Raw genomic sequence first — 18,941 nt, forward strand, 5'->3', positions numbered from 1 at the left:
ATGACACGCAACGAAATCTTGCAAGCCGCCAGCGAGCTCACGGAATGCATCGAGGGCCAGGATGAAGCAAAGGCAAAGGCGATCGCTTTCAGTCTGCTGGTCGAAGCGCTGCTCTGCCTGCGCACGATCGCCGACAACACGGCCCCGGTGAAAACCGAAATTCGATGAGCGCTGCCGAATTCGTCGCCGCCGCTCGCGGCTTCCTTGACGTCTCCTGGGTTCACCAGGGCCGCACGGAGCGTGGTGTCGACTGCGTCGGTCTCATCGTGCTGGCGATGCGCGCCACGGGCATCGACGCCCCGCTGGCGGCCGATTACGGCCGGCTGCAGGACTATCGGCAGGCGCGCCGATACCTCGAGCAGTTCTGCGACCGTGTCGGCGCCCCAGAGATCGGCGACATCGTGCTGTTCAAGACGACACAGACGCTGCACATGGCGATCGTCACCGAGGTCGACGAACTGCGGCCGAAGCGGGTCATCCAGGCACTTGGTCCCGGCTCCAAGGTCGTCGAGATCGGGCTGCACTTCCCGCCGCTGATGCTGTGGAGGCCCAAATGGCCTTCATAGCTCCACTCGCCGGCGCCGCGGTGGGCGGCGGCCTGCTCGGCTCGATCGTGTCGACCGCAGTCGGCGTCGGCATCAACCTGGCGATCGCCTATTTCTTCCCGCAGAAGATCAAGGGGCCACGGGCGGAAAGCCTCAAGGCGCAGACCTCGCGGTACGGCGAGCAGCTCACCCGCTGGCACGGCGCCATCCGAACCGCCGGCGCTGTGATCTGGCTCAAGGGCGACAAGGTCGACGAGCACGTCAAGAAGGAACGGCAGGGCAAAGCGCTTGGCCCCGAGGTCACCACGTACAGCTATACCGCTACCTTCGCCGTCGCCCTTGCGTGGAATGGTCCGGCCAGCGGCATCACCCGCATCTGGGCCGATGACAAGCTGATCTTCAACGTCTCATTCGAGGCGCTGCAGGATGCGATCGCCCATGGAGGCAAGGGTATCGGTGTCGCCAAGGGTGCTTCGATCACTCTCTATCTCGGCACCGACACGCAGGAGCCCGATCCCGATATCGAGGCCGACCGTGGCGCCGGCCAGGTGCCGGCATGGCCCGGCATCGTCTACGCAGTCATCAAGAACCTGCCGCTTGATGAGTTCGGCATCCGTGTGCCGAACATCGAGGCCGAGATCACGAAGTCGCAGAATATGGCGACGGCGAGCGTGACGCCGACAGGTGCTGGCAACAATCCATGGAACACGGACTGCTCAGGCGAATACTACGCGAACGCGGCGGGCACCACGCTCTACATCGAAAAGCTACCGGCGGCGACACCCATCGCCACCAACACGCTGCCGCACGACGCGTTTTGCGTTCACATCACCGACCTCAACAAGGTGGTGGTGAGTTATCTCAATTTCTCGGGTGTCCGCATATTCGATGCCGCGACAGGCGCCTTTGAGGCTGACATCGCTGGGGTCGGGCCATCATCTCCAGATACCAATTGCTGCATGGACGACATCAGCTTCGGTGGCGTCAACTATCTGTTCGTCTACAACCAGGCATTCAATACTATCAGCTGCCTGTCGAACGCAGGCCTGGGCTATTCCGCGGTCTGGCAACAGCCGCTTGCCGGCGCCCGCTCGACCAGGACGCTGAGTGCCTCACCTTCTCGCCTCTACGCGGTTGACGACTGGGTATTTACCGGCGGCTCCAAAATTATAACGGTGATCGATTGGGACACCGCCGCGCCGGTGCTTTCTACTGTCACTTTGTCAGCGCTCTCTGCCAATGCGCGAGCATGCTTCTACGATGAAGAAAGTGATTCCGTCATTATCGAAGACTTCAACGGCAGCGTCTACGTCTACACGCCCGATCTGGTATCGCTGCTGCGCTCGAAGGTGAATAGCCTGAGTCTTTCGTACTCCGATCCGATGCTGTCGAAACGCATGAAGGTCAGCTCAGACCAGATCGCGATAAAGCAACAGTCGGACAGCGGCAAGAATGACGTCTTCATCTACCGCGTCTCCGATCTTTCCGAAGCCCAGCACATCGTCGCCAGCACCACGGCATGGGACAACAAAACGGCTACCGACTATTACTATGCCGGCTTCAATGAACGCTGGCAGGTCATGTTCGTTGCTGACGGTCTCGCTGGCATCACGTTGCGCCTCTGGTATCTGCCGCGCGCCGCCATCGAACCGATCCCTGTCGCCGACGCAATCGCAGCGGAATGCAGATTTGCCGGGGTCACCGCCGATGTCTCTGCCGTCACGGCGATGATGTACGGCTATGGCGATCGTGCAGGGACACCGCCGCGCGGCGTCATCGAGGACATCACCAGGGTCAATTTCATCGATTTCGCCCAGATCGACGGCGTGCAGACCTTCTTCCCGCGCGAGACCGCTTCTTTCCGGACGCTGTCGATTGATGAGGTCGGGGTCGCTCTAAATGCGGAACCAGATCCGATCTCGATCATCGAGGAATACCCTTCAGCACTGGATATGCCGGAGCAGGTGATCATCACCTATCCGAGCTACGACGCCGTGTATCGCATCGGCGCCCAGGCGGGCACCACCGATGAGGATCAGAAATTCAGCGATGAGCCATCGCAGGCCGACGAGACCGGGGCGCCGATCAAGGTGCGGCGCAAGCGCACGCTGGAGTTTTCCACCGCTCAGGTACTGACTGACGACGACGCCGCCAAGGTGGCCGACGTCATGTACAATTCGCTGACCGATGCCGCCACCATCTACAAGACGACGCTTCCGCCCAAGCACATGGATCTTCATCCTGGTCTCGTCGTCACCTTGCCGCTCGATGAGGAACGGACCGCCAAGGCGGTGCTGACCAAGATGTCGGGTGACACCGTCATCGAGGTGGAGTTCCGCAAGCGCGGTGACAGTTTCAGCTCGGAAGCCGTCGGGCAGCCGACACCCTATATCATTGACAGTCTGCTTGGCCCCGCCGATGCGACGCCGGTGCTAATCGATGGCCACCTGCTGCGCAGCGCCGACGACAATGATGGCTTCTACGCCGGTGTTGCCGTCATCTCGGATGGATCGTTCCGGTCCGCCTCGATCTATCGCTCAGAGGATGGCGGCACCACCTATGCGCCATGGGCCGGCTTCGAAAACGGCATGATTCGCGGCATCGCGCTCGATGCACTACCGGACCGGCCGCATCCCGGTGCATGGGATCGCGCGACGGTGTTCAATATCGCGGTGCCGATTGGCACCGCGCCGGACAGCGTCAGCGAGGAAGTTCTCCTCGGCAGCGAGACCACCAATGGCTTCGCCGTGTTCAACGCCAGCCTCGGCGACTGGGAGTACATCCGGGCAGCCTCCGTGGTCGACAACATGAATGGCACCTGGACGCTGTCGACCCTGCTTAGAGGCCTGAAGGGCACCGAGTTCGCGATGGTTGGGCATACCGCTGGTGCCACGGTCTATCACCTCGACGATCAGGCGATGACGAGAAGCCTCGAAGGCGATCGCACGCTGTCACGCGTCTACGTCGCGGTGCCAACCTCGACCGTGTTCGATTCCACCGGCGCCGTCACCTTCACCAACTACGGCAAAGGTCTGCGGCCCTGGTCGCCGCAACTGGCCAGCGCCGTGCTCGACGCCGGAACCGGCGACTGGATCCTGACCTGGCGCCGTCGTGACCGCATCGGCCAAGCATGGCCGGAAAGCGGGCCCGAAGATCCGCCGATGAGCGAAACCACGGAAGCTTATGTCGTGAACATCTATGACGGCATGGGCGTCCTGGTGAACAGCTACGATGCCACCACCGGCGCCTACACATACACCGCCGCCGATCAGACCTCCGATTTCGGCTCACCACAGACATCCCTTGAATTTGGCGTCGCCCAGGTCTCCGCGATCTATGGCGACGGCATCGAACTGCGAGAAGCGGCATGACGGTTTCCAATCGGCTCGGCATCACCGAGATCGGCGCGAGCCAGGTCGATCGTTCCGTCACCATCAACGAGGCGATCGCCAAGCTGGAGGCCGGAGCTTGCCTGTTCGGCGCCGTCTCAGTCCTTGACAACGCACCGCCAGGATCTCCGGCCGAGGGTGACATCTATGTGGTCGGCACCGCAGGCAGCGGCGCCTTCACCGGACACAACGAGGCGATCGCGGTCTATTACAACGCTGCCTGGCTGTTTCTTCCGCCGCTGGCCGGCATGCAGGCCTATGCCGCCGACGAGGATGCTTTCTACTACTATGACGTCGGCGGCACCTGGGTGCTGGTCTCATCGAGCGGGGGCGTCGGTGACGTCACCGGACCAGGCAGCTCGGTCAGCGGCAACATCGCGACGTTCAGCGGCACCAGCGGCAAGGTTGTCCAGGACAGCGGTGTCGCGATCTCGACCGATGGTACCTTCGCCGCCAATTCCGACGCCAATCTCGCCACCGAGAAGGCGACAAGAACCTACATCGATGGTCTCGCCATCAACCTCGGCAAGCGCGGCCGTGTCCGCGTCGCCAGCACCGCCAACATCACCATCTCGACGGCGCTGAACAACGGCGACAGCCTTGATGGCGTCACGCTTGCCACCGGCGACCTAGTTCTGGTCAAGGATCAGTCGGCACCGGCAGAAAACGGTATCTATGTCGTTGGCGTCTCTCCGGCGCGTTCCTCCGAGTTCGACACCTATGACGAACATCCCGGCACGCTGATCGCGGTCGAGGAAGGCACCGCTGGTGCAGACACGCTCTGGCTATGCACGTCGAACGCAGGCGGCACGCTCAACACCGCGGCAATAGCGTTTAGCCAACTCGTCGTCGGCAGCGTCAGCGATGGCGACAAGGGCGATATCACCGTATCGAGCACCGGCACGGTCTGGACGATCGACAACGATGTTGTCACCAACGCCAAGGCCGCCAATATGGCGACCGCTACCATTAAGGGGCGCACCACCGCCGGCACGGGTGACCCGGAAGACCTTACAGCCACGCAAGCCACGGCAATTCTAAACGCTATGGTTGGCGATAGTGGTTCTGGCGGAACTAAGGGGCTTGCCCCCGCACCCGCCTCTGGCGATGCTGCTGCGCAAAAGTACCTGAAAGCTGACGGCACATGGGCGGTTCCGTCAGGTTCCGGCGCGTCGACTAGCACGGACATGATTGCTGGTGCCGGTTTGACTGGCGGCGGCACATTGGCCGCCAACCGGACGTTTGCAGTAGGCGCGGGAACCGGCATTACCGTCAATACCGATGACGTGCAGATTGCCACCGCCTACCAGGCCATTGGCAAGCACACTGTTTGGGTTCCGGCAACCGCGATGACAGCGCGCACGACCAATGGCGCAGCGTCCGGCACGGCCGAAATGTCGACTAACAAGAACATGGTGTCGACCCTCGATTTCGATACTTCAACGCAGGAATTTGCGCAGTTCGACATCGCCATGCCCAAGGGGTGGGACAACGGCACAGTAACCTTCGTTGCTTATTGGTCGCATGCCGCCACAACGACTAACTTTGGCGTGGCGTGGGGTCTGGACGCTGTGGCTGTTTCCGATGACGACACGCTCGACGTGGCATTTGGGACAGCTGGCGTGGTCACCGATACGGGTGGAACTACAAACGACCTTTATGTGAGTTCCGAAAGCAGCGCGATCACGATTGCGGGCACGCCTGCGACTAGCGACTTGGTTCAATTCAGAATCCACCGCGACCCCGCCAACGGCTCCGACACCATGGCAATCGATGCTCGCCTGCATGGGTGCAAATTGCTCTTTACGCTGAGCGCCGCCAACGATGCTTAAGGTCAACAATCTTATAGGCTTCGGGAACAGGCGCGCGGCAGGTGGCGGCTCTGATCCCTTTTTCGCCAATGTCAAACTGCTGCTCGGCTTCGAGGGCACCGACGGCTCCACGACCACCACCGACGAGGCACCGTCACCTCATGCTGTGACCTTCAACGGCAATGCGCAGATCGACACGGCGCAGTTCAAGTTTGGCAGTTCATCCTGCCTCTTTGACGGTACTGGCGATTATCTTACAATCCCCGATAGCGCCGACTGGGATTTGTCGGACGCCAACTCTGATCTGTTCACCATCGAATTCTGGATTAGGCCTCACGGGAACGTCGGCAACCAGCGCGTCATGGGGCAGGCACCATCATCTGGAAATTGGTCGTGGGATATAAATTCCACATGGTCAGGCGGGAACGGGTCGGTCCAGTTTCGATACACAAGCGATGGATCGTCCCCGACAACCATTGGAACAGGCACCGCAAACCTTGCCATTGACACATGGCATTTCATCGCCGTGTCTAAGAACGCGTCCGGCAAGATCCGCATTTGGCGCAACGGCACGCTCGACGACAGTGCGACGCCGGCCAACAGCGCGATATTCAATTCGACAGGTACATTCGACATCGGGCGCAATTTCGCGACTGCGAATCTTGACGGATGGATGGACGAGATCCGCATCACCAAAGGTGCCTGCCGCTACGATACGGACGGCTCAATCACCGTTCCAACGGCCGCCTTCCCGAGATCCTAATCAAACAAGAAAGAGGGCCGGCGCGACGAACGCCGACCCTCCTGCTACACGTCCCATCGGGTTCAATGACGGGGGCGTGCGAACTTTTATGTCAAGTGCCGGCGCCCGTCGCAGCAACGCAGGTGCCGCCAGCCTTGCCATCGAGCTTGCCGCAGAGGCCGGTGAAGCGTCCGGTCACCCAGCCGCCGATGGCGAGGATCGCCAGGATCGCCGCGCCGGCAATGATGCCGACGAGGATCGAGTATTCAACCATCGCGGCGCCGGATTCGTCGTCGCGAAACTGCTTGAGAATCTTTGTCATTTGGAACCCCTGTTTACCCATTTTCCCGGACAGAGGTGCCCCTATAGGTGCTCATCCCCCCGTCCCGAAAGCAATCTCTTCCGGAAAACCGGGACAAGTCAACTGTCGCTTAACAAACAATTAACTCTTGGTTGCTTCGTATTGCTTGGTCTCTACAGCTAAGCCTCTGCGAAATCACAACAAATCGGCGGCTTAACCATAGGGCGTAGTCGTGATGCGTCCAATGCCCGTGCCTAAGTCCCAGATATATCCCGTTATTTAGCGGGCGCTAATCCCAACTCCCGATCATGGAAAGGAACGACCATGCGTCTCGTCGACAACTGGAAGTCTGTCCTGTTGCGGAGCTGGGCCGTCTGGGCCGGCGTGCTGGCCGCCATCCTCAGCGGGGCGGCGACAAGCGTCTATTTCTACACCATCTCGCAGCCGAACCCGTCGCGGCAACTCATCATCCTCAACGGAGTGCTGACGGCCGCAGCGGGAATAGCGGCGGCCATCGTGCCGCTGCTGCGCGTCACTCGCCAGAAGAATATCTCAGGAGACCCCGATGCCGATCAATAAGATTAGGGCAACGGCGCGCGGCCGGGCAGCCATCGTTGCCGTCATGGTCGCCGCCATTTCCGGCGCCTGGGGTGCGTGGATCTCGACCCATCCGACCATCACGCCGGCCGCCATCCACCAGGCGATCGACGAAGGCATCACGCCGCCGGCGGTGCAACTGGCGATCGACAGGCTGATCATCCCCTGGGAGGGCCTGCGGCTGGTCGCCTATCGCGATTCGGTCGGCGTCTGGACGATCTGCTATGGCGAGACGCTTGGCGTCTACCAGGGCATGCGCGCCACGCTGCCGGAGTGCAAGGAAAAGCTCGTCCGCCGCGTTATCAACGATTTCTACCTGCCGCTAGTCGATGGCGTGAAGGACTATGTCATCGCGCCTGACTCGGTGCAGGCGTCGATGATTTCCGGTGCCTACAATTTCGGTGCGCCCGGCCAGAAGAAGTCGCGCACCGCCAGATTTGTCACCGCACATCAATATCGACAGGCCTGCGAGGCTCAGACCGCATGGAACAAGGCCGGCGGCGCTGTTCTGCCCGGGCTGGTGAAGCGCCGCGAGATGGGCGACGCGCAGCGCCTCGGGGAGGCCGAGCTTTGCGTTTCGGGGCTGAACTGATGGACGGGCTTTCTGGTTACATTGCCGATCGGATCAGCCAAGCCATCCGCCGCGCTGCGCCGTACGCCATCATCGCGGCGGCCGCGCTGCTGATCTGGGTGCTGAAATGAGCATGCTTTCCGCAATCCCCTATGTCGGCCCCATCGCCGACTTCGCGACCTCACGTTTCGGCCTGCCGCTCGTCGTCGCCGGCGGCATCGTCCTTTTCTATGAAGGTGTCCCGATCGGCCCGGTTCGCGACATCCCATGGGTTGGCCCCATGGTGGCAGGGCTGGTCGACGGCCGCGTCGATCGCGAGCGGGAGGCCGCGCTTGTCGGCTTCGTCAGTCAGGCCAGGCTCGATGCCGCCGAGGCCAAGAACGCCGAGATCGAACGCCAGCTCGCCGCGGGCCGCAAGGCGGCCGCTCTGTACGCCGAGATGCTCGCTGAAGCACAGGCAAAAAACCGCGCCGAAGACGAAGAGACCGCCAGAAGGAACGCCGAATATGAAGCCCAGATCGCTGCTCAGGGCCGCTCTTATCGCCTCAATCAGTCTGACCGTGACTTCGTGCGCCAGCCTTGAGAAGTGGCTGCACGCCGCCTCGGTCGACAAAGGCAAGATCGAAGCCGGCGTCCACCTGCCGCCGCTGCCTGATGACTGTCGAACTCACGAAGCCCACGCGCCCGATCCCGTCGGCGCTGAGGCGATCGTGGTGCTCAAGGCGGAACGCAAGGTCACCAACCGGGCCAATGCCAGGACGGATCGCTGCGCCGCAAACTACGACAACGTCGCCGCAGGGCTCGCGGGGCAGGCAACGCCATGACAACGGCATCTCAAAAGGGGCAAGTGCATGACATCAGCGGATCCGATCACGACCGGCAACGTCGTGTTCATCCTGTTTATCTGTGGCGCCCTATTCGGTGCCTGGTGGCGGATCGAACGCGCCATCGCCGCCGCGAAGGCCGAAATGGCGACGGCAGTGACGGCCGCGAAGCAGGAGGCCAGCGGTCAGGTCAACGCTGCAGCAGCGATCGCTAGCCTAACGCAGGTCCAGCTCGCCGAGCACAAACTGCACGTCGCCGAGACCTACATCACCAAACAGGGGATGCGCGAAACACGCGATGAGATCATGACCGGCATCAAGGGTCTCAGCGAACGCCAGGATCTGATGAACCAGCGGATGGACAATATCGTCGGTTCGATGCTGGAGGCGCAGCCTGTCGCAAAACCACGGCGGTCTCGATCGGCTGGCTGACCGCGCCGAAGGTTATCCACAGCCCTCGGAGGGATCATTAAAACTGGACCGTTCCGGTTAATCGGCAGGTCACACCGCGGAGCCCACTCTACGGGCGTTGCCTGCTGCGTTTCCCCGCAGCGAGACGATTCCCTACCTATAGGCCCGCTGGCTTCGCGCCGGCGGGCCTTTTTTGCGTTTTTGGAACTATTTTAGCGAAAACTGATTGAATCGCTGTCTCGGAGTACGCGTGCATGAGTGCTGACCGGCTGAAGTTCATCAAGCCGCAGGAGCCACGCCTGGTGCTGGAACCGCCGGTCAGCGATGATTGGCTGCATGAAATCAAATATGACGGGTTTCGCGTCCAGCTCATCCTCGACTGGGCCGGCGCCCGGACCTTCACAAAGAACGGGCATGATTGGTCGAAGCGATTCTGGCCTGTCGTCAACGCCGCGGAAAAGCTGCCGGCGAATTCCTTCATAATCGATGGCGAGATGATAGCGCCCGAGCCAGATGGCCGGCCGAACTTCCATCAGATGCATTCCCGCATGACCTGGAATGCCGAATTGCTCGCCTTCGTCGCCTTCGACATCCTGCACAAGGACGGCCAGGACCTGCGCGGGTTGCCGGCGATCGAGCGCAAGGCGGTCCTCTGGGATCTCGTCAAGCCGGCCGACGGCATCATCCAGTACAGCCAGCATGTCGAAGGCGGCGGCGCCGAATTCCTCGCCGCGGTCGACGAGATGAACCTCGAAGGCATGGTGTCGAAGCGCCGGGGGAGCCCCTACCGCAGCGGCGAATCCGATGCCTGGGTAAAAACCAAGTGCTGGGATGTCGACGACCTCGACCTCATCGGTGTGAAACGCCAGTCCGGCAAGCAGACCGAGGGTCTGTTCGCCCGGGACGGCAAGTATGTCGGCAAGGCCGTGATCGCGACCACTCGCGCCATCAAGGAGCGGCTATGGCAGCGGATAGAGCGCGATCGCACCGCTCAGCCGGCCGGTATCCCCACCGCGGCGGCCGATGGCGGCGTCGAATGGGTGAAGCCAGGTATCAAGGCCCGGGTCCGCCACCTGCGCGGCGAGCCGAAACTGCGTCATGCCTCGGTGCAGGACTTCCAAGTGCAGGATTGACGCCGTAGGACACCGATCCTATCTCGGTTCGATGTTCAAGCTGCCCGAGATCTCCTACCCGCTCGCGATCGACACGATCGGCAAGTCGCTCGCCATGGGCGAGGAGCACGAGATCCACTGCCTGAACAATGGCTGCCACCACACCGCCAGGCTCAACATGGTAGCGCTCGGGCATCGCATAGGCTTCGAGCATTCGTGCCTGGTGCAGGACATCGGCCGATTCTTCTATTGCCCGCGATGCAGGGAAGCAGGAAGGCCAGACAAGCGCATCGGACTGACCTGCCATCCTTTGACCGCTCAACATTCCGAATGGCCACGAGAGCGGCAGCTGCTGCGCGAGAAGTCGATAAGGGCTCGCCCTGAATAGTGGTCTGGACACTTTCGCGAAAAGCTCAATGATTATGCGGAACGCCCGACTGTCCAGAAAATCCGTAACGTATTGATTTTGTGCATTTCAGGTGCCCCGCCTCTGGGCACCATCCCCTCTTCTCCCGACAGTCTCTTTTGCCGAAGCATATACGCTTTTGTCTCGGCAACTGCCTGAAATCCTTGGAGATTTTGGCACACAAGGCGCGGTTAGTCGGGTTTCGTGGAATTTGGGCGTAGTTGGTCCAACGAGGCGGAGGGCTGGTATTTTCGCTGGTATTGGAGATCCTGATGGTATCGATGCAGTCAAATGGAGGTCTCGAAAATGGCCCTTTCCGACGTGAAATGCCGAAATGCCCGACCCGCTTCCAAGCTCGTGAAATTGACTGACGGTGGCGGGCTCCAGCTTTGGGTGCAGCCTACTGGATCTCGCCTATGGCGCCTCGCCTATCGTTTTGGCGGCAAGCAGAAGCTTCTGGCGTTGGGCAGCTATCCGCTCGTCTCCCTCGCTGAGGCACGCGAGGCGCGCGATACCGCCAAACGTCTCCTCCTACGTGGCATCGACTCCGCACAAGAGCGTAAGTTGCAAAAGGCTTCGGCAGAGGACACCTTTCGGTTAATCGCGGAGGACTATGTCGACAAGCTGAAGAAGGAGGGACGTGCCGACCGGACCATCACCAAGGTCAAATGGTTGCTCGATTTTGCCTATCCAACGTTTGGGGACAAAAGCGTTCGGGAGATCGATCCGGCCACAATTCTTGCCGCTCTCCGCACCGTGGAAGTTCGCGGTCGATACGAGTCGGCCAGGCGACTGCGCTCCACCATCGGCAGCGTGTTTCGATATGCAATCGCAACCGCACGCGCCAATGTAGATCCTACGATCGCCCTGAGGGGCGCACTTATCGGTCCGACGGTGACGCCGCGTGCCGCGGTGACCGATCCTAGGGCCCTAGGAGGCTTGTTGAGGGCGATCAATGCATTTGACGGACAGCCTACAACCCGAGCCGCCCTGAAGCTGATGGCCCTGCTGTTTCCCCGCCCCGGCGAGCTCCGCGCGGCCGGATGGGACGAGTTCGATTTCGAAAGCTCGGTGTGGAGCATCCCTGAAGGGCGCATGAAGATGAGGCGGCCCCACCGCGTACCTCTCTCCAGGCAGGCTGTCGGGGTCCTGACCTCACTTAGAGAAATCTCTGGTGGTGAAGCGCTGTTGTTTCCTAGCGTTCGATCGGGCTCGCGTCCGATTTCCGACAACACGCTTAACGCTGCCCTTCGCCGTATGGGGTATGGCAAGGAAGAAGCTACCGCACACGGTTTTCGAGCAACGGCATCAACTCTGCTAAACGAATGCGGAAAATGGCATCCCGACGCCATAGAGCGGCAGCTGGCCCATATTGAGAACAACGACGTTCGTCGCGCCTACGCCCGGGCAGAGCACTGGGAAGAGCGCATCAAGATGATGCAATGGTGGGCCGATTATCTGGACGAGCTCGAGAGCAAAAACCAGCGCGTGATCCCAATCGGGAGACGAGGCGAATCCGCCGTCCACACACCGTCGCGAGAATTCACTTTGAGCCCAACATCCACGGTTCACCAAGCGCCGAGGCGAATCTCCCAGCTCCCAAAACCCATGCTGATGTCGGAAGACGCCGGAACTGAGGACTAAGTGGTAGACCCGGAGGGTAGCGGGTGGTTCACCAAGCCCATGCCGCTCGATGGCGCCTGGCTAAGCTGAAGAATGCCCGCCGCCTGCTCGCTCGCTTCGACGCCACCAGCCTTGAATGCCTTGTTGACGACCTCGGTTGCAATAGCAACCTCGCAGAAGCTTGGCGTACAGGTCGACCGTCTGCGTAAGACCGGAGCGCGTGTCTGTTGCGATCTGATTTAGCTGGTCGAGCGATCTTGCTGAACGCCGCTAACCACAGCGGGCGCGGCAATCTTGCCAGCCGTCGTCCACGCGTCGGCATAGTCCTTGATCTTGTCGACGGCAAAGGCCCCGGCAAAACCTGCCGCGCCCGTCTCGAGGCTGTCAGGTCCGGCTACCGAAAAGCCGCCAAACTTAAGCCCATCGCTGAGCTTCTTGTTTGTCTCCTTGAACTGCTTTTGGATGTCCGCAAGCTGCTATTTGGCCGTGGAATTGGCCTTTGTAAGCGCGCGTTCGAACTTGGCCGTGGAAGCTTCAAGGCTAACTATTAGCCCTCTAAGTCAGTCGCCATATGCGCCCCCGAAGGCATGCGGCGACGTTCCGGCTCGGCGGCAGGTTGGGCAGTCATCGGGATGTTTTCCTCAAGGAAAAAAGGGAGCGATAAGTCAGACTTACTGATTTATCGGCAGCGACCATTATTTAAAACAAGACGTTACTGTCCGTTTACTGGAAGACAGAGTTTGCATAGAAAAGAGGCAGACGGCATGTGATTCGCTGTCTGCCTCTGTCTGTTGCGTACTCACGGTCGTGTGGTGCCGAGTGGACGAACAAAGACCGCGAGTCCGCTCCTTGGCAGGTCGGTAGCTAGCGTCCTGAGGCTTACTTGGCAAGCCGCAGGAGCTACGAAATGGTCAGACATCCTCTCAAGCGCTACCATTCTCAATCGCTCCGCAATATCGAAAGGAGCAATTCCAATGACAGACGTGCAGGTTACTTGTATCAACAAAGTTCCACGTGAGAACAAACACGAGGGTATTACGCACCTCGGCAATTCCACCGGCAAATGGACCAGATCTCAGGTAATCCAGTGGATCGAGGACGGCACCAACACATTCTACACGATGGTTGGCGGCAAACGCGCTAACGTCCTTGTGGTCAATGGACCGAATGGCAAATACGTCCGCACTCATGCCGACGGGACGTACAACGATAACTTGTTGGCGCTTACTGAGTGTTAGTAAGGAAATAGTCAAAGTACGCGCTGCCGGACTGCTAAGGCCGGCAGCGCAACCAATTATTTTTTGCGCGGATCGGATACGACTGATGCCGTCATTTATTGCCTCATATGACCTCAAACCAGGCAGGATCCCCATGGCGAATTCATCAATCAGGCGATCAGCCGCGGTTGGAAGATCGAAATATGGGGAGGCAGGACCAAAAAGTGGTACCGCCTGCCCAATACAACACTTATCGGTGACTTCTTAACAATACAGGCCGCCCAAGAGGCATTTGATGCAGCAAAAGTAGCCGCTGGCCAAAAGGCTAAAAATAACTGTCGTCGTCGAGAAGCACATCGTCGCCGAGTATCCTTCAGCGAAATTCACCTCCAACGAATAATAGCCAAGAACGGGATTGGCGGAGGACCCCTCCCCCTGGGATCGTTGACTTCTAGCGCTTTCCAAAGCGACTAACCGAATCCACCAACCGTTCCTCGCGAACTCGTCGTTTCGCGCCGGTTTGAATGTTTGCTGCGATATCGCTACGCCTCTGCCCTAGGTCTTCGGGGGGCCGCAGCGTCCTTTGAGAACTGCAATTTCGGTTTCGTGATCGCCGCCCGACATTGACGACATGGGAACACCGATCAGGAACACACCAAGGGCGTCACCAGTCGCCGCCTTGTTCTGTTGATTGGTCAGAAGCGCCAACCGCTCTCGATCTGCTTGTGTGCAAGGACCAGCATTAGGAACCCCTGCTATTTTGTCCGGTGGCGTGGCGCAGCCTACAAGGCAAACGAACGCAGCGACGGTCACAGCAAATCGCTTCATGATTCCCCCAAAACCCTAACCCTTGACCAACTTTGCTTAGTGCAGCGCGAACCGCAAGCACCCCAACAAGGAATCGACAACAAAAAGCAAATGGCGCATTATGCCTTCGGTGTCGGGGGATACCTCAATGCATTTGCGCTTGTATTTTGCCGCAGCGACTGCGGTTCTCACGTCCGGCTGTGCTGCCGACTATTTGAACAATTACGACACGATGACGCTCGCGTCAGGTGATGCAAATAGAACAAATTCACTTCTGCAAACCGTCGACCCGTTCAACCCAAACAGCAACAACACGCATATTGAGGGTGACGGGCAACGCAGCGTCGCTGTGGTTCAGCAATACAGATCGCCGGCATCTGGTGGCGGAGGCTACTCGGGCAACTGCCCTACCGACAACAACGTGGCGGCGGACGGCTCTCGCTGCGGCAAGCGATCCGCTGAAAGCCGTCCAGGCGGCGCAATGTGATCGCTATCGATAGATCGCGCAATCGCTCTCACCAGTGGCGGCGGCGCACTGGTGCGAAACGCACACGTGCTAGGCGATGGGCAAGCGTGCCGCTTCGTCTCGTGCTCGTGACGGTGGCCGCGACCTCTGCCTTGGTGACGCAGTTCGTCATGCACAACAGCGGATCGTTGCCGGAAATCAATCTGCAAAACCTGATCAAGCCGAAGCCCGTAGAGATTGTAGGCGTGGCGTCTGTAATCGATGGCGACACGATCGAGGTTCACGGGCAGCGTGTGCGGTTCAACGGGATCGACGCACCCGAGAGCCGGCAGTATTGCAACGACGCAAAGGGTTTCGAATACCCTTGCGGCCGACGTTCCGCCGAAGCGCTGGACGGCTTCCTAGCGGCCTCCAAGCCGGTCCAGTGCGCATTCGTTACATGGGATCGCTATGGACGCTTTGTCGGCGATTGCGTGCGAGCTGATGGCGCCAGCGTGGCGGCATGGATGGTCGAGCACGGACAAGCGCTTGATTGGCCGAAATACAGCAATGGTGCCTATGCTGCGCAACAGGCGAAGGCCAAGGCGTCAAAGGTTGGCCTGTGGGTAGGATCCTTTCAAGTGCCATGGGATTGGCGAGCGCAACCTAGTGATGACGTGCAAACACCATCAGCACCGCTCTTTGCGCTCGGAAGCGGCAATGCGGGCTGCAACATCAAAGGCAACATCTCGGCCGAAGGCGAGCGCATCTATCACGTGCCGGGACAGAAGTATTACAGCGTCACTGTGATCAACCAAGCCAAAGGCGAAAGATGGTTCTGCTTGGAAGCGGAAGCCATGGCGGCCGGTTGGCGGCGGTCGAAGCGGTGACGACCCGATTGCGCCCAGGGAAGCTCGGCTCTTTCACCTCTGAACTCCGCTATTGACCACCAGCGAAATAGCTTCATCAAACAATGGGAGAAAATTCAAATGAACTTGGCAGGTATGCATCCCGCAGAATCTGAATCTCAGCCCTCCGAAGCCAGTGACATAGTAATTCGGAGTTATACGTCGATTGGCTCGATGCAAGGTCTTGGCAAGATTGAAGTAGAAGCGCGCGAAGCTTTTGTCCCCGAGCGCAGACACGCGGCCTATTTCATTCGAATTGCAGCAGAAACTATGGGCGATTACCCTCAATCGTCGGCGACGGCGATACAGCACGACAACATTGATAAGCTTCTCGTTGCGATTGATAAACTATCCAACGTAAGCATTAAATCAGATAGATTTGCCTTTTATGAAGTTGAATTCGAAATCGACGGCCTGAAGATTATCGTATTTAACGACGGGCGAGGACGAACCATGTTCAATATATTTCCGGGAAACATCTCTGTTACGTTCACAGCACTCCACCGTATTGCAGAGTTGAGAGAGCTAATCGTGAAGGCAAAAAAACATCTCGACGCACACAAAATCGAATACTAGTATCGATTTTCAGACCCCGTTGCGTCCTCATAGAGTGCGTTTCGTTGAACTCCGCCAATGGCGGACAATCCTTCCGCCTCTGGCATTGAATTTTAATCGCTTTTCAGCGCGACCAACCTATTCCAGCAATCATTCATTGGAGATGCACAAGCTTCATAGTGTCTTCGCCGTGCAATTCCGCGAGGCTGCGGCCGGCAACGCGTTGTTTGTAGAACTGTTGACCGCAGGCGGAGCCGGCCGGTTCAAGCCTGTCGCCAATGCGTCCAAGGCTACGCTTCCACTGTTCTTGCCCCGTAGGCAGCACGTCCGCCTTGTTCACCATGGCTTCGTGGTCGATTATTTCGGCGGGGATATGCCGATTCACCTTTGCACGGCATCGGAGCCAGTAGTGGCTCTCACCGCCAGCCCCCGCAAAGCCGTCCGCCGACTTGTCCCACTTCTCGCTTTCCTGCCGTGATCACACCTTGACACATTGCTGCCAGTTTATGCCGAACAAACGAGTCAGGCCGCTTCCGCTTACCGAGGCTCTTGTTATTTTAGCCCAACACGATCTCCTCGCTACGAATTGGCAACTAGGATGTGGCTTTGCGCTTCGATACCAACACGCCTGGATTACCAGGACCGAGGCAGCGTCCATGAAGAGTGACGCAATCTCGTATGCCCCACGAGGGCTATCTCGTGAGGAAGCGGCTCGTTACATCGGTGTCGGATCGACGCTTTTTGACGAGATGGTCGCCGATGGGCGGATGCCCCAGCCCAAGCGCATCAACAGCCGCGCTGTCTGGGATCGTGTTGCCCTGGATATTGCTTTCACCTCGTTGCCGGACAAAGATAGCGGCCTTCAAGAGCTGTTGGAACGAAGCAAACGGGACGTAGAAAAAAGATAGCAATTACGCTTGTTGCGTATACGCTGCAGACGTAGTACGATAATAGCGCGTGCGGAAGGCATGACGTGAACGAGAATGAGAAACTTGCGCAAGACGTGAAAGCATGGCGGGCCAAGGAAGGGTTCACTGCCGCAGCCGCGGCCAAGGTGCTGGGAATACCGAAGCGCACCTTTGAAGGCATAGAGCAAGGAAGAGGCTTTCCTTACCCGGTACTCCTGCGCGTTGCCATCGAAAGCGAAACCCGTTCGCTAGGGGCAAATCTGAAAGGGTCCTGAAAGGAGCATTTGATGGCTCGCCCATTTAAGGACGCCAGTTACCCTGGGGTATCTTCGCGCTTCAAGAACGGCAAGCTAATCTATCGGTACCGCGCAAAGGGCATGCCTGAAATCCACCTTCCCGGTAAGCCAGGAGATCCCGAGTTCGAGGTGGTTTACGAGAAGGCCACGCAGGGCCAACATAAGAATGCAGTTATTATCGATTTGCCCGGTCGGGCACTGCCAAAAACATTTGGCCATGCCGCGCGTCGACTTGAGACCACGATGGAGTGGCTGGATTTTGATGAAGCAACGCAGCGGAAGAATGCGCGACTGATCGAGCGCTTTCTCAGCCTGAAGGTTGATCCTGCATATCCGCTGACGTGGCGCGAAACGCCAGTCGAACACCTCGACGCCGATCGGCTTCGCGCCATAATTGAAGGCATCTTCAGAACAAACCGTACGGTCGCCAAACACATGTTGGTGGCCATAAAGAAGCTTGTATGGGTCGCGACCGACATCGAAAAATGGATAAAGCCGCAGGACGATCCCTCGTTGTCCATCCGCGTGCGAGTGCCCAAATCGACCAGGAACCCGGCCTGGCCGATCGCGACGCGCGAAAGGTTCGAGGAGAGACACCCCATCGGGACAGCCGCACGCACCTGCTACGCACTCGGCTTCTGGCTTGGAAATCGTCGCGGCGATATCGCTGCTCTTGCGTGGGATGATCTTCTAACCGAAGAGATCGAACTGTTCGACGGCTCGCTGGTGCTAATCGAGGCCTTTGATTTCCGTCAGAAGAAGAACCGCAACCGCCATGGCGGGCGGGAGATGTTCATTCCAGTCGTCGACAAGCTAGCTGCGGCCTTGGATCCGCTCGATCGCTCGAAAGGCGGCACTGTCTTGAAGAACGCCTATGGCAGATCATTTTCGGAAAAGAGCCTGACAGGTATGATGCAGCACTGGACGCGGCAGGCGGGAATTCCTGCCGGCTACACGCTCCATGGCCTGCGCCGCACCTTCGGCACCTACCTCGCTGAATGCAACATCCAAGCGCGGGCCATCATGGAAGCGATGGGCCATTCCTCCATGACTGTAACTGATGAATATGTGCGTGAGGCCAACAAGAAGCGGATCGCGGTTGATATTGCTCGCGCTATCAACGAGCGCGAGGCGAAACGGGATGCCATGAAGCGACGGGCAAACCTCCGCATCGTCAGATAATCAAATCGAGTCGGAACAAACCGGGACCACGGTGGGCCCATAATGGGCCCAAAACGTTTTGGGCCCAGGCCACTTTTTCTCAATAAAATCAATGGTTATGGTGGGCCCGGAGGGACTCGAACCCCCAACCAAGCGGTTATGAGCCGCCGGCTCTAACCATTGAGCTACAGGCCCCACGCGCGCTGGATTAGTGTTTTTCCTTACGCCGCACAAGGCTTTCCGGTCGGGCTGGTCGAGATCGCCCAAATCAGCCCATATTCGCATCCTAGTCGACAGGCGCGACTGGATCGC

At 59.1% G+C, this 18,941-nt stretch carries 23 protein-coding genes and 1 tRNA gene; 21 read left to right on the top strand and 3 right to left on the bottom strand.

What is annotated here, in order from left to right; all coding sequences use genetic code 11:
* Genes H0241_RS16040 through H0241_RS16060 form a run of 5 tightly spaced genes read left to right on the top strand, consistent with a single transcriptional unit; the run spans position 1 to position 6,508 of the window.
* Positions 1-168, top strand: a complete 168-nt coding sequence (locus tag H0241_RS16040) for a hypothetical protein (RefSeq protein ID WP_181058640.1) — start codon at positions 1-3, stop codon at positions 166-168.
* The gene (locus tag H0241_RS16045; protein ID WP_181058641.1) at positions 165-566 is read left to right on the top strand and encodes an NlpC/P60 family protein; all 402 of its coding nucleotides are present in this window, start codon (positions 165-167) and stop codon (positions 564-566) included. Before H0241_RS16040 ends, H0241_RS16045 begins: the two co-directional genes overlap by 4 nt.
* Positions 554-3,916: a GTA baseplate fiber-binding domain-containing protein gene (locus H0241_RS16050; protein WP_181058642.1), complete on the top strand. Its 3,363-nt coding sequence runs from the start codon at positions 554-556 to the stop codon at positions 3,914-3,916. The genes H0241_RS16045 and H0241_RS16050 overlap by 13 nt, the downstream gene beginning before the upstream one ends.
* Positions 3,913-5,766: a DUF2793 domain-containing protein gene (locus tag H0241_RS16055; protein WP_181058643.1), complete on the top strand. Its 1,854-nt coding sequence runs from the start codon at positions 3,913-3,915 to the stop codon at positions 5,764-5,766. The genes H0241_RS16050 and H0241_RS16055 overlap by 4 nt, the downstream gene beginning before the upstream one ends.
* On the top strand, positions 5,759-6,508 hold the full coding sequence (locus H0241_RS16060; protein ID WP_181058644.1) for a LamG domain-containing protein: 750 nt from the start codon (positions 5,759-5,761) through the stop codon (positions 6,506-6,508). The genes H0241_RS16055 and H0241_RS16060 overlap by 8 nt, the downstream gene beginning before the upstream one ends.
* A 91-nt stretch (positions 6,509-6,599) precedes the next feature.
* Here H0241_RS16060 and H0241_RS16065 read toward each other — a convergent pair whose 3' ends face one another.
* Complete coding sequence (locus H0241_RS16065) at positions 6,600-6,809, bottom strand: Flp family type IVb pilin (protein WP_181058645.1); 210 nt, start codon at positions 6,807-6,809, stop codon at positions 6,600-6,602.
* Positions 6,810-7,112: 303 nt separating this feature from the next.
* Between H0241_RS16065 and H0241_RS16070 the strand changes: the two genes are divergently transcribed.
* The 10 genes from H0241_RS16070 (at position 7,113) to H0241_RS16115 (ending at position 13,570) form a co-directional block, all read left to right on the top strand.
* The gene (locus tag H0241_RS16070; protein ID WP_181058646.1) at positions 7,113-7,367 is read left to right on the top strand and encodes a hypothetical protein; all 255 of its coding nucleotides are present in this window, start codon (positions 7,113-7,115) and stop codon (positions 7,365-7,367) included.
* Positions 7,354-7,977: a lysozyme gene (locus H0241_RS16075; protein ID WP_181058647.1), complete on the top strand. Its 624-nt coding sequence runs from the start codon at positions 7,354-7,356 to the stop codon at positions 7,975-7,977. Before H0241_RS16070 ends, H0241_RS16075 begins: the two co-directional genes overlap by 14 nt.
* A gap of 106 nt (positions 7,978-8,083) precedes the next feature.
* Complete coding sequence (locus tag H0241_RS16080) at positions 8,084-8,539, top strand: hypothetical protein (protein WP_181058648.1); 456 nt, start codon at positions 8,084-8,086, stop codon at positions 8,537-8,539.
* Positions 8,517-8,780 (top strand): hypothetical protein, encoded by a 264-nt coding sequence (locus H0241_RS16085; protein WP_328824702.1) that lies wholly within the window; start codon positions 8,517-8,519, stop codon positions 8,778-8,780. Before H0241_RS16080 ends, H0241_RS16085 begins: the two co-directional genes overlap by 23 nt.
* A 63-nt stretch (positions 8,781-8,843) precedes the next feature.
* On the top strand, positions 8,844-9,212 hold the full coding sequence (locus H0241_RS16090; RefSeq protein WP_181058649.1) for a hypothetical protein: 369 nt from the start codon (positions 8,844-8,846) through the stop codon (positions 9,210-9,212).
* A 233-nt stretch (positions 9,213-9,445) separates the two neighbouring features.
* Complete coding sequence (locus H0241_RS16095) at positions 9,446-10,324, top strand: ATP-dependent DNA ligase (protein WP_235984304.1); 879 nt, start codon at positions 9,446-9,448, stop codon at positions 10,322-10,324.
* Positions 10,325-10,355: 31 nt separating this feature from the next.
* Entirely contained in the window at positions 10,356-10,691 is a 336-nt protein-coding gene (locus tag H0241_RS16100) for a hypothetical protein (protein ID WP_181058650.1), read from the top strand.
* A 324-nt stretch (positions 10,692-11,015) separates the two neighbouring features.
* On the top strand, positions 11,016-12,353 hold the full coding sequence (locus tag H0241_RS16105; RefSeq protein ID WP_181058651.1) for a tyrosine-type recombinase/integrase: 1,338 nt from the start codon (positions 11,016-11,018) through the stop codon (positions 12,351-12,353).
* Between the two features lie 236 nt (positions 12,354-12,589).
* Positions 12,590-12,883 (top strand): hypothetical protein, encoded by a 294-nt coding sequence (locus tag H0241_RS16110; protein WP_181058652.1) that lies wholly within the window; start codon positions 12,590-12,592, stop codon positions 12,881-12,883.
* Between the two features lie 423 nt (positions 12,884-13,306).
* Entirely contained in the window at positions 13,307-13,570 is a 264-nt protein-coding gene (locus H0241_RS16115) for a DUF3892 domain-containing protein (RefSeq protein WP_181058653.1), read from the top strand.
* 534 nt (positions 13,571-14,104) lie between these two features.
* On the opposite strand, the gene H0241_RS35645 is transcribed toward H0241_RS16115, so the two are convergent.
* Positions 14,105-14,257, bottom strand: coding sequence for a hypothetical protein (locus H0241_RS35645; RefSeq protein WP_235984305.1), 153 nt, complete (start codon positions 14,255-14,257; stop codon positions 14,105-14,107).
* Between the two features lie 247 nt (positions 14,258-14,504).
* On the opposite strand from H0241_RS35645, the gene H0241_RS16125 reads away from it, so the two are divergent.
* The 6 genes from H0241_RS16125 to H0241_RS16150 all read left to right on the top strand — a co-directional run bounded on the left by H0241_RS16125 (position 14,505) and on the right by H0241_RS16150 (position 18,650).
* Positions 14,505-14,843: a hypothetical protein gene (locus H0241_RS16125; RefSeq protein ID WP_181058655.1), complete on the top strand. Its 339-nt coding sequence runs from the start codon at positions 14,505-14,507 to the stop codon at positions 14,841-14,843.
* Between the two features lie 86 nt (positions 14,844-14,929).
* Positions 14,930-15,691, top strand: coding sequence for a thermonuclease family protein (locus H0241_RS16130; protein WP_328824703.1), 762 nt, complete (start codon positions 14,930-14,932; stop codon positions 15,689-15,691).
* Positions 15,692-15,790: 99 nt separating this feature from the next.
* Positions 15,791-16,285: a hypothetical protein gene (locus H0241_RS16135; protein ID WP_181058656.1), complete on the top strand. Its 495-nt coding sequence runs from the start codon at positions 15,791-15,793 to the stop codon at positions 16,283-16,285.
* A gap of 635 nt (positions 16,286-16,920) precedes the next feature.
* Entirely contained in the window at positions 16,921-17,172 is a 252-nt protein-coding gene (locus H0241_RS16140; RefSeq protein ID WP_027039244.1) for a helix-turn-helix transcriptional regulator, read from the top strand.
* A 65-nt stretch (positions 17,173-17,237) separates the two neighbouring features.
* Entirely contained in the window at positions 17,238-17,447 is a 210-nt protein-coding gene (locus H0241_RS16145; protein WP_181058657.1) for a helix-turn-helix domain-containing protein, read from the top strand.
* Positions 17,448-17,459: 12 nt separating this feature from the next.
* Positions 17,460-18,650 (top strand): tyrosine-type recombinase/integrase, encoded by a 1,191-nt coding sequence (locus H0241_RS16150; protein WP_181058658.1) that lies wholly within the window; start codon positions 17,460-17,462, stop codon positions 18,648-18,650.
* Positions 18,651-18,748: 98 nt separating this feature from the next.
* Here the strand turns inward: H0241_RS16150 and H0241_RS16155 are convergent.
* Positions 18,749-18,824: transfer RNA gene (locus tag H0241_RS16155), tRNA-Ile, on the bottom strand.
* Positions 18,825-18,941: the final 117 nt, after the last annotated feature.

Origin of the sequence: Mesorhizobium neociceri (assembly GCF_013520985.1) — a bacterium.
In the GTDB taxonomy this organism is placed as follows: Bacteria; Pseudomonadota; Alphaproteobacteria; order Rhizobiales; family Rhizobiaceae; genus Mesorhizobium; species Mesorhizobium neociceri.

Excerpts from the sequence above, each read along its gene's own strand:
- H0241_RS16100 (WP_181058650.1), top strand. The coding sequence starts at position 10,356 with ATGTTCAAGCTGCCCGAGATCTCCTACCCGCTCGCGATCGACACGATC.
- H0241_RS16045 (WP_181058641.1), top strand. The coding sequence starts at position 165 with ATGAGCGCTGCCGAATTCGTCGCCGCCGCTCGCGGCTTCCTTGACGTC.
- H0241_RS16095 (WP_235984304.1), top strand. The coding sequence starts at position 9,446 with ATGAGTGCTGACCGGCTGAAGTTCATCAAGCCGCAGGAGCCACGCCTG.
- H0241_RS16050 (WP_181058642.1), top strand. The coding sequence starts at position 554 with ATGGCCTTCATAGCTCCACTCGCCGGCGCCGCGGTGGGCGGCGGCCTG.
- H0241_RS16125 (WP_181058655.1), top strand. The coding sequence starts at position 14,505 with ATGCATTTGCGCTTGTATTTTGCCGCAGCGACTGCGGTTCTCACGTCC.
- H0241_RS16080 (WP_181058648.1), top strand. The coding sequence starts at position 8,084 with ATGAGCATGCTTTCCGCAATCCCCTATGTCGGCCCCATCGCCGACTTC.
- H0241_RS16140 (WP_027039244.1), top strand. The coding sequence starts at position 16,921 with ATGAAGAGTGACGCAATCTCGTATGCCCCACGAGGGCTATCTCGTGAG.
- H0241_RS16115 (WP_181058653.1), top strand. The coding sequence starts at position 13,307 with ATGACAGACGTGCAGGTTACTTGTATCAACAAAGTTCCACGTGAGAAC.
- H0241_RS16135 (WP_181058656.1), top strand. The coding sequence starts at position 15,791 with ATGAACTTGGCAGGTATGCATCCCGCAGAATCTGAATCTCAGCCCTCC.
- H0241_RS16150 (WP_181058658.1), top strand. The coding sequence starts at position 17,460 with ATGGCTCGCCCATTTAAGGACGCCAGTTACCCTGGGGTATCTTCGCGC.
- H0241_RS16105 (WP_181058651.1), top strand. The coding sequence starts at position 11,016 with ATGGCCCTTTCCGACGTGAAATGCCGAAATGCCCGACCCGCTTCCAAG.
- H0241_RS16070 (WP_181058646.1), top strand. The coding sequence starts at position 7,113 with ATGCGTCTCGTCGACAACTGGAAGTCTGTCCTGTTGCGGAGCTGGGCC.
- H0241_RS16075 (WP_181058647.1), top strand. The coding sequence starts at position 7,354 with ATGCCGATCAATAAGATTAGGGCAACGGCGCGCGGCCGGGCAGCCATC.
- H0241_RS16065 (WP_181058645.1), bottom strand. The coding sequence starts at position 6,809 with ATGACAAAGATTCTCAAGCAGTTTCGCGACGACGAATCCGGCGCCGCG.
- H0241_RS16060 (WP_181058644.1), top strand. The coding sequence starts at position 5,759 with ATGCTTAAGGTCAACAATCTTATAGGCTTCGGGAACAGGCGCGCGGCA.
- H0241_RS16055 (WP_181058643.1), top strand. The coding sequence starts at position 3,913 with ATGACGGTTTCCAATCGGCTCGGCATCACCGAGATCGGCGCGAGCCAG.
- H0241_RS16040 (WP_181058640.1), top strand. The coding sequence starts at position 1 with ATGACACGCAACGAAATCTTGCAAGCCGCCAGCGAGCTCACGGAATGC.